Source organism: Poseidonibacter sp., assembly GCF_041821165.1.
Lineage (GTDB): Bacteria > Campylobacterota > Campylobacteria > Campylobacterales > Arcobacteraceae > Poseidonibacter.
Window position 1 is genome coordinate 1 of record NZ_JBGUES010000083.1, and the last position, 9,513, is coordinate 9,513.

Sequence of the window (9,513 nt, forward strand, 5' to 3'; positions counted from 1 at the left end):
CTATTATTGTATATATTTTATTTATTTGGGTAAAGTTTCTTAACAAATCAATTAAATAAGTTTTCTATCACAAGCATTAAAAAATTAAAACTAAAATGGCAAACCAAATAGAAGACCTATTCCAGATAAACCAATACCCGCTTTACTTATTGGATTTAAAGTTTCAAGAATAACTTCAGATGAAACTTCATTACTAATTTCAGAATTTATTAATTCATCTTTTTCTACTAACGTTGATATTGTTGATGTAGAAACACTTTCTAATACTGAAGTTTTAGTATAATCAACTGACTTTTTTAAAGAGTGATACTTTTCAATATTATTATTTTTAATAAACTTTTCTTTAACAATATATCCATTTCCACTAGGATTTCTAGTAATTATTACGCCTATATTTTCGTTTGCATAAGATTGTGCTTCTACTGCAGTTTTAAAAGTAATACATTTTTTATTTTCAAAATGATCCATTTATAACCTTAACTAATAAAATAAGTTTTAATCATACTAAATTCTTAATTTGTTTTATATTAATACAATTAAGAAAAGTATAAAAGTTTTATGGAAGTTAAAAAAAGTTCTTAAATTTCAAATAAAGCTGTATATTTTAGCTTTAGACAAGGAAGATAAGAAAATCAACGACTGAGCATACAAAAGGTATGTGATTGAGTTGATTTTCTTATTTGACGCAGTATCAAGTTAAAAGATACTGCTTTATTTTATTCCCACTCGATTGTTGCTGGTGGTTTTGAAGATATATCATAAACAACTCTGTTGATTCCATCAACTTCGTTAATGATTCTTCTTGAAATTGTTTCTAAGATATCATGAGGGATATGTGCAAAAGTTGCAGTCATTCCATCTGTCGCTTCTACGATTCTTACACAAACAGTGTTGTCATAAGTTCTATTATCACCCATAACTCCTACAGATTTTACGTTTAGTAATACTGTAAATGCTTGCCATGTTTTATCATAGTAACCAGTTGATCTTAATACGTCTAACATAATAGTATCAGCTTCTCTTAATATCTCTAAATCAGGAGAATTAACATCACCCATAATTCTAATAGCAAGACCTGGTCCAGGGAAAGGATGTCTTCCAATCATATCTCTTGGAAGTCCAAGTTCTAATCCTAAAAGTCTTACTTCATCTTTAAAGATTTCTCTTAATGGTTCAATTAATTCAAATGTCATCCAGTCAGGAAGACCACCAACATTATGGTGTGATTTAATAGTTTTTGAAGGTCCTTTTACAGATACTGATTCAATAACATCTGTATAAAGTGTACCTTGAGCTAAGAATTCAATACCATCATGTTTTTTTGCTTCTTCATCAAATACTTGAATAAAAGTTTCACCGATGATTTTTCTTTTTGTTTCTGGATCTGTTACACCTTCAAGTTTTGTTAAAAACTGCTCAGTAGCATCAACAGTAATTAAAGGAACACCACGAGAAGCAAACATAGCTTCAACTTGTTCTCTTTCATTTGCTCTTAAAAGTCCATTATCAACAAATACTGGGATTAATTGGTCACCGATTGCTTCTGCAAGTAAAGTAGCAACAACTGAAGAATCAACTCCACCTGAAACACCACATAATACTTTTTTATCACCAACTTGTTCTTTAATTTTTGCAATTTGTTCTTTAGCAAAAGAACCCATATTCCAAGTTGATTCACAATCACAAATGTGTTTTGCAAAGTTTTTAAGAAGTTTTGCACCTTCATCTGAATGATAAACTTCTGGATGGAATTGGAATGCATATACATTTCTATGAGTATCAGCAATTGCAGCAAAAGGTGAATTTTCACTTGTTGCGATTTTTTCAAAACCAGCTGGAATTTTTTCTACTCTATCTCCATGAGACATCCATACAATTTGACCATCAGTTGTATCTTTGAAAATTGCATTTTCTTTTTCAAAATTTAATTTTGCTTTTCCATATTCATGATGATCTGCTGGTATTACAGAACCACCAAAATGTTGTGAAATAAGTTGCATACCATAACAAATTCCAAGAATTGGAAGTCCTAATTCAAAGATTGTTCCATCTGGGTGATATGAATCTTCTGCATAAACAGAAGCTGGTCCACCTGAAAGAATAATTCCTTTTGGAGTTCTTGCCATAATATCTTCGATACTTTCAGAATAAGGTACGATTTCTGAGTACACTCCTGATTCTCTAAGTTTTCTAGCAATAATTTGTGTATATTGACTACCAAAATCTAAAACTACTATTGGTACATGTTTCATAATTTAATATCCTTGTGATTTAAATAAATCATTAATTAAGAACGGATTATATCTAAAGAGTTGTAAAAATTTAGTTAAATGAGATTAAGTCTTAGATTCTTCTTTTTCTTGAAGATTAGTTTTCCCACATTTTGGGCAAGGATTGCCTTTATTTGAGTAGCAAGAGTAACAAAATCTTGATTCACAACCCTCACATGTATGTTTGCAATGTTTACAAACAAAAGTACGTTGTCTTTTAACTTTTTTCTTTTTTTTAGAAAATAACCATTCGAACATTTAAAACCTTTATAAATAAAAAAAGCTACCAAGATAAAATCTTGATAGCTTTTATAACTTTGAAAAAAGACTAGTGTCCAATTCCAAGCATTTGATATTGAATATACCAAACTGTAATAGATACTACATATCCAATTAAAATTGTCCATGCATATTTCATATGCGCACCAAATGTATAGATACCATGTAATTTACCCATAACACCTACACCAGCTGCTGAACCAAATGAAATTAAAGAACCACCAACACCAGCTGTTAAAGTAACTAACATCCATTGGTCAAGTCCCATTTCTGGAGAAGCTTTTAGTACAGCTGACATAACAGGAACGTTATCAACGATTGCAGATAAGAACCCTACTCCAATATTTGACCATGTTGGCCCTAATACAGAAGGATCATAAACAACTGCTGCTAATGCTAACCATCCAATAAAGTATAATGCACCAACTGCTGCTAAAATACCAAAGAAGAACATTAAAGTATTGTTTTCAATTTTTGCCATTGAGTGAAAAATATTAAAATGATCTACACCATATTTTCTTTTTAAAGAGTATGAATAGATTTTTAATAAAGATAAACCGAACATCATTCCCCACATTGCAGGTAAATGTAATACTTGATGTGACATAACTGCACAGAAGATTGTAAATACACCTAAGAACATTACAACTTTTGCACCTTCTGACATAACAGGTTTTACTTCTTTTGTTGCATCAAATTCTGGTACTTCATTTGGAACAAATCTAGCTAAAATTACTGCTGTAACTAAGTAACCTAAAATAGAAGCTGGGAATAAGAATAAGAAATCAGTAAATGAACCCTTACCTGCTGTCCAAGCCATTAATGTTGTAATATCACCAAATGGAGACCACGCACCCCCAGCATTAGCTGCAACAACAATGTTTATAGCACCAGGAACTAAGAAATCTTTTCTAGTTTTTTCAATAGTAATTAAAACAGTTGAAAGAATAAGAGCAGTCGTTAAGTTATCCGCAATTGGAGAGATAAAGAATGCTAATATACCTGTTACCCAGAATAATTTTCTATATGTATAACCCTTTGAAACAAGACTATATTTTAAACTATCAAATACATTCATATGTATTAATGATTCAATATATGTCATTGCTACAAATAAGAAAAAGAATATTTCAGCAATTTCTAATATTAAATGTTGTGCTTGAGTATGAACTAAGTTCATATCTAAACTATTTAGTGAGTAATAAATAGCTACTAACATAAACATAAATGTACCAATAAATAAAGCTGGTTTTGCTTTGTCAATTAAATATTTTTCTTCAGCAGCTACAAAGTAGTACCCAATTACAAAAATAAATAAGGTTGCAAATCCTACCCAAGTCATTGTTAAATCAGGAATTGCACCTGCGCTAGCTCCTACACTAGCAAATAATGATAATGAACTTATAAGTAAAGTCACTAAAATTTTTAACATTAATTCTCCTTAATATAATGTGCCCCAAGTGACTTTTCACGTTTTAGAGCTGATTTTAAAATTGATTTTGCCGTAAGTAGCCTTAAATATAATAATCTTCCAACATCCTCTTTCAAGTAGTCTTCTATTTGATTTAATGCTTTTTCTAAGTCAGAAGTTGTTCTAACTATAGAAACAGCTTCCCACATTATTTTACGTAATCTGTTTTTGATTTGCTTATCAATTTTTTTATTTCTAACATAAGATGATATATTATTAGAATAATTTTCATATGATATTTTAAAATTATTTGATAAAGAATCTTCAACTGCTACTTCTGAGAACACTAATCCTTCTAAAAGAGAATTAGATGCAAGTCTATTTGCCCCATGAACACCAGTACAAGCTGATTCTCCAATGGCATATAAGTTTTTCATTCCCTTTACTTTTGCATCAATTGATGTTTCTATTCCACCCATTGCATAATGAAATGCAGGTGAAATTGGAACTTTTTCAAAAGGTAAATCATAACCTAGGTCTTTTAAATTTGCATAAATATTTGGGAATCTTTTTTTAAACCATGTTTTTTCAAACATATTTAAATCTAAAAATATTCCATATCCCGTTTTTTTATTGTAATCAAATACAGACCTGCTTACAACATCTCTTGGTGCTAATTCTCCATCTTTGTGATAATCAAATAAAAATCTATAACCATTTTCATCAACAATATGAGCACCCTCTCCTCTTAAAGCTTCTGATAAAAGAGGCTTTCTTGCAAAGTGTGTACCTTTTACTACTGTTGGATGAAATTGCATCATTTCCATATCTTTTAAAGCTAAACCTTTTTCACAAATAATACCTTGAACTTCACCTGCAATTGCAGTTGAATTTGTATGGTATCTATAAATAGAGCCTACTCCACCACTTGCAATAATAGTATTATGAGCATAAACTACTCTTTGTTCAGTTTCTGAAGTAAAAAATTGTACACCATAACAAATATCATCTTTAATTAATAAGTCATTTACAACGGCATTTGTAACGATTTCATGTTCACACTGTTCTAATAAAAAAACATGTAGCATTCTTCCTGTTGCATCACCATCTGCATGTAGAATCCTGCTTCTACTGTGCGCTGCTTCTTTTGTAAATGCAAGTTTGCCTTGATTATTTAAATCAAACTGTAAACCAATATCAATTAAATTTGTTATAGTTTTAAGAGATTTTTTACTAAGTAGTTCTACTGCATCTTTATCGTTATAAAATGCACCAGCTGTAAGAGTATCCTCAATATGAACAGGTATATCTGAATCATCAACAGCTGTTGCAATTCCACCTTGAGCCCAAAAAGTATTACAATCCCATGGAGATTTTTTACATAATACTAAAACCTTTTTATCTTTTGGAATAAGTCTTGCTGCATTTAAACCTGCAATTCCTGTTCCAATAATTACATAATCATAAACCATTATTCTGAAACTTTTGCAGAATTTTGATTTTGTGTAGTTTTTTCTGATACATAAATTGGATCACCTTTATAACCACAACCATTAAATGATAATATAAAACCTGCTATAATTAGCGAATGAAAAAAATGAATGAAATAATTAGTCATATTAAAAAAAATCCTGAATTCAAGAGGATTAATACATCTTCAAAGATTGAAGATTTTGTAAATATTTTACCTTTAAAGTTAAAAAAAGGTGTTAAATTTGCTTATATAAAAAGACAAACATTATACTTTGTATTAAGCCATCCTGTTTATAAAATGGAATTTGAGTATAACAAAGCAGATATAAAATCATTATTAAAGAAATCAAAACTCGAAGATATAGGAGATATAGCTTTTTTTGTGACAAATAAGATAGAAAGAAAATCAGAAAAAATTCAATCAAAAGCACTTTATGAAGAACGTTCACATGGGATTTTTCAAAATTTAGCAAAAGATACTAAACTAAAAGAAAAATTTGAAAACATACGAGCTATTATAAAAAACTCTTAAGTAAATTTTCTCTTTGTTTATAATCTGGACAATAAGTTTCAACTAAATCCCAAAATTTTTTTGAATGGTTTTTATGTTTTATATGTGCTAGTTCATGAATAACTACATATTGAGCAACTTCAATAGGAAACTTTACTAATAGAGTATTAAAACTTAATCCATTTTTATAATTGCATGATCCCCATGTTCTTTTGTTTTTTCTATATTTAATCAAACTTGGGTATAAATTCATTATTTTAGAATATTCATGTACAATTGGCTCTATTAATCTTATTGCTTCTAAACGATAGAATTTATCAATATCTAAAATATTATAATCAGATAATTTTTTAATCTCACCTAAATATAAAAAATCGTCATTTTCAAGAGTTTTTTTACTTTTAAAACGCTGTAAGCCTTCTAAAATCCACGCTTTTTTCTTATAAATCAAATTAGTTGCATCAAATTTTGAAAAATAATAATTTGCTTTTATATGTACTGTATTTGCGTCAATTACACGTAAGTAACAATGTTTTATATTCTTTTTATTTTCTAATTTAACTATAAGAGTTTGACAATCTATATCAAGTTCAAAATTCAAAATATTCCTTAAGTATATATTTGTTATAATCGCTCATTATATCACAGATTTAATATCAAATTATACATAGGAAGTATACATATGAAAATTGCAAACAGAATGGAAAACTTATCTCCGTCGGTTACTATGGCAATTACAGCCTTAGGTAGAGAGTTAAAAGCTCAAGGGAAAGACATAATAAGCTTTAGTGCAGGTGAACCTGATTTTGATACGCCAGAGATCATTAAACAAGCGGCTATTAAAGCAATTACAGATGGTCACACAAAATACACTGCAGTAGAGGGAATTACCCAAACTAAGCAAGCAATCATTAATAAACTTAAAAAAGATCATAATTTAGAATATAATTTAGATCATATTGTTATTAGTAATGGTGCAAAACATTCATTATTTAACCTATTCCAAGTTTTAATTGAAAAAGGTGATGAAGTTATTATTCCTGCTCCTTACTGGGTTACATATCCAGAGCAAGTAAAATTTTCAGATGGAGTACCTGTATTTATTAATACTGATGATACAACTGAATTTAAAATTACACCAGAACAATTAAAAGAAGCAATTACACCTAAAACAAAAATTCTTTTATTAAACACACCTTCAAATCCAACAGGTTCTGTTTATACAAGAGAAGAATTAACTGCAATTGGTGAAGTTTTAAAAGGTACTGATATTATTGTTTTATCAGACGAAATGTATGAAAAAATCATGTACGATGGTAAGAAATTTACAGCAACTGCTGAAGTTTCACATGATATGTATTTAAGAACTGTTACTATTAATGGATTAAGTAAAGCAGTAGCAATGACAGGATGGAGATTTGGTTATTTAGCAACTCCTAAAACTGATCTTGTTAAAGCAATGATTAAATTACAAGGTCAAGTAACATCAAATGTTAATTCAATTACTCAATATGCTGCAATTCCTGCACTTGAAGGTGATGCGGATGAAACTATTGAATTAATGAGAGTGCAATTTGAAAAAAGAAAAAATATTGCTGTTGACTCTTTTAATGCAATAGAAGGATTATCTTGTTTTAATCCAGATGGAGCATTTTACTTATTTGTAAATATTCAAGAAGTTAGTTCTGATTCTATGAAGTTTTGTGCAGACTTATTAGAAGAAAAAGGTGTAGCTCTTGTTCCTGGTCTTGCATTTGGAACAGAAGGATACGTTAGATTCTCTTTTGCTACTGATTTAGAAAGTATTCAAGAAGGAATCAGAAGAATTAAAGAGTTTGTAGAAAGTAAATAATTATGACTCTACAAAAAAAAGCAACCGTAATATCATCATCGGTTGCAGCACTTCTAACATTAATTAAACTATCAATTGGAATTGCTAGTGGATCAGTTGCAGTATTAGCTTCTGCAATTGATTCAGTTCTTGATATGTTTGTATCAATATTCAACTACTTTGCAATTTCAAATTCTGAAAAACCAGCAGATAAAACTTTTAACTATGGACGAGGGAAAATAGAAGCACTCGCATCTGTAATTGAGGGTACTATTATTACCATATCAGGTCTTTTTTTACTTTATCAAGCAATAGATAAAGCAATAAGTGGAAAAATCTCTTCATATGTTGATATATCTATTTACGTAATGATTATTTCATTAACTATTACAATTCTTTTAGTTATATATTTAAATATTATTGCTAAAAAAACTAACTCAATGGTAATAAAAGCAGATGCACTACACTATAAAACAGATGTTTATAGTAATGTTGCTGTTTTAGCATCATTAATTTTAGTAAATGTTACAGGTTATGAAATCATTGATGTTGTTGTAGGTAGTGCAATTGCAATATATATTATCTATTCTGCATATGAACTTATTTTCAATGGTGTATTAGTTTTACTTGATAGATCTGTGGATGAAGAAATTGTTTCTAAAATTGAAGAAATAATTAAAAATAATGATAGAGTAAATACTTATCATCTTTTAAAAACAAGAGAAGCTGGACATCAAACATTTGTTGAAGTTCATCTAGTATTTGATTGTATTATCACACTTATGGAAGCACATAGAGCTAGTGATTCAATTGAAGCTAAAATAAAAAAAGTTGACTCAAAAAGAGACTGGATAATAAACATTCATATGGATCCATATGATGACTTTAAAATAAACGATAGATAATATTTTTCTATCTTCTTTTTGCTACTTTTTTATAACTTAAAAGGAAAATCCTATGAATTATATCAAGGTATTAGGTGCAAGTGGTAGTAAAATGAAGAACAAAGGAACGACTTCGTTCCAAGTTTCAAAAGATATTTTAGTTGATGCAGGAAATGTTCTTAATACTTTAGGTGAAAATACAGAGTTTATTAATCATGTTTTTCTAACTCATTCTCATGCTGATCATATAACTGATTTACCTTTTATTGTTGAAGGTTTTTTTGAAAAAAGAACTGAACCTTTAACAATTTATGCATCAAAAGAGACTATCGATTCTTTAAAAATGCATACTTTTAATAATGAAATCTGGCCTGACTTTTCAAAAATAAATCTTTTAAATAGTGATAAAAAATCGTTAGTTTTTAAAGAAATTAAACTTGATGAAACTATTACTATTAATAAATATGAAATAAAAGCTATTAATGCTATTCATATTCCTGGTGCATTTGGATTTGTTATTATTAAAGATGATATTGATGGATATTTAATAAGTGGAGATACTTATTTAAATGAAGTATTAGTTGAAGAAATAAATAATAACCCAAAAATAAAACTACTTATTACAGAGTGTTCATTTCCAAATAAAATGGCTAAACTTGCCTATGATAGCCAACACTTAACACCAAGTCTTTTAGCCCAAAATTTACAAAATTTAAAAAGAACTGATATTCAGATTTTTATTTATCATTTAAAACATATATATGAAGAACAAATGCAAGAGGAAATAAAAGAGCTTGATATCTTAAAATATGGTGGAAAGATTCTTGAAGAAGGTGATGTAATTCATATAAATT

The 9,513-nt window shown here is 28.8% G+C and carries 11 protein-coding genes; 4 read left to right on the forward strand and 7 right to left on the reverse strand.

Annotation, left to right across the window (positions count from 1 at the left end):
- Positions 1-90: 90 nt before the first annotated feature.
- The 6 genes from ACERKK_RS07735 to ACERKK_RS07760 form a co-directional block, all read right to left on the reverse strand.
- On the reverse strand, positions 91-468 hold the full coding sequence (locus ACERKK_RS07735) for a hypothetical protein (RefSeq protein WP_373772507.1): 378 nt from the start codon (positions 466-468) through the stop codon (positions 91-93).
- A gap of 248 nt (positions 469-716) precedes the next feature.
- The gene (gene guaA, locus ACERKK_RS07740; RefSeq protein WP_373772508.1) at positions 717-2,252 is read right to left on the reverse strand and encodes a glutamine-hydrolyzing GMP synthase; all 1,536 of its coding nucleotides are present in this window, start codon (positions 2,250-2,252) and stop codon (positions 717-719) included.
- An 84-nt stretch (positions 2,253-2,336) separates the two neighbouring features.
- Entirely contained in the window at positions 2,337-2,528 is a 192-nt protein-coding gene (locus tag ACERKK_RS07745; protein WP_373772509.1) for a hypothetical protein, read from the reverse strand.
- A gap of 70 nt (positions 2,529-2,598) precedes the next feature.
- Positions 2,599-3,981 (reverse strand): sodium:proton antiporter NhaD, encoded by a 1,383-nt coding sequence (nhaD, locus tag ACERKK_RS07750; protein ID WP_373772510.1) that lies wholly within the window; start codon positions 3,979-3,981, stop codon positions 2,599-2,601.
- Positions 3,981-5,432 carry an L-aspartate oxidase gene (gene nadB / locus ACERKK_RS07755; RefSeq protein ID WP_373772511.1) on the reverse strand — a complete coding sequence of 484 codons (1,452 nt, stop codon included), beginning with the start codon at positions 5,430-5,432 and terminating at the stop codon, positions 3,981-3,983. Before nadB ends, nhaD begins: the two co-directional genes overlap by 1 nt.
- Positions 5,432-5,578, reverse strand: a complete 147-nt coding sequence (locus ACERKK_RS07760; protein WP_373772512.1) for a hypothetical protein — start codon at positions 5,576-5,578, stop codon at positions 5,432-5,434. The genes nadB and ACERKK_RS07760 overlap by 1 nt, the downstream gene beginning before the upstream one ends.
- On the opposite strand from ACERKK_RS07760, the gene ACERKK_RS07765 reads away from it, so the two are divergent.
- Entirely contained in the window at positions 5,558-5,965 is a 408-nt protein-coding gene (locus tag ACERKK_RS07765) for a DUF721 domain-containing protein (RefSeq protein WP_373772513.1), read from the forward strand. The two genes, ACERKK_RS07760 and ACERKK_RS07765, sit on opposite strands and share 21 nt — an antisense overlap.
- Here ACERKK_RS07765 and ACERKK_RS07770 read toward each other — a convergent pair.
- Positions 5,949-6,545, reverse strand: a complete 597-nt coding sequence (locus tag ACERKK_RS07770; RefSeq protein ID WP_373772514.1) for a M48 family metallopeptidase — start codon at positions 6,543-6,545, stop codon at positions 5,949-5,951. The two genes, ACERKK_RS07765 and ACERKK_RS07770, sit on opposite strands and share 17 nt — an antisense overlap.
- Positions 6,546-6,626: 81 nt before the next feature.
- On the opposite strand from ACERKK_RS07770, the gene ACERKK_RS07775 reads away from it, so the two are divergent.
- The 3 genes from ACERKK_RS07775 to ACERKK_RS07785 all read left to right on the forward strand — a co-directional run.
- Positions 6,627-7,796, forward strand: a complete 1,170-nt coding sequence (locus ACERKK_RS07775; protein WP_373772515.1) for a pyridoxal phosphate-dependent aminotransferase — start codon at positions 6,627-6,629, stop codon at positions 7,794-7,796.
- Between the two features lie 2 nt (positions 7,797-7,798).
- Complete coding sequence (locus ACERKK_RS07780; RefSeq protein ID WP_373772516.1) at positions 7,799-8,680, forward strand: cation diffusion facilitator family transporter; 882 nt, start codon at positions 7,799-7,801, stop codon at positions 8,678-8,680.
- Positions 8,681-8,732: 52 nt separating this feature from the next.
- Positions 8,733-9,513, forward strand: a 781-nt coding sequence (locus ACERKK_RS07785) for an MBL fold metallo-hydrolase (RefSeq protein ID WP_373772517.1), incomplete at its 3' end; no start/stop codon positions are given.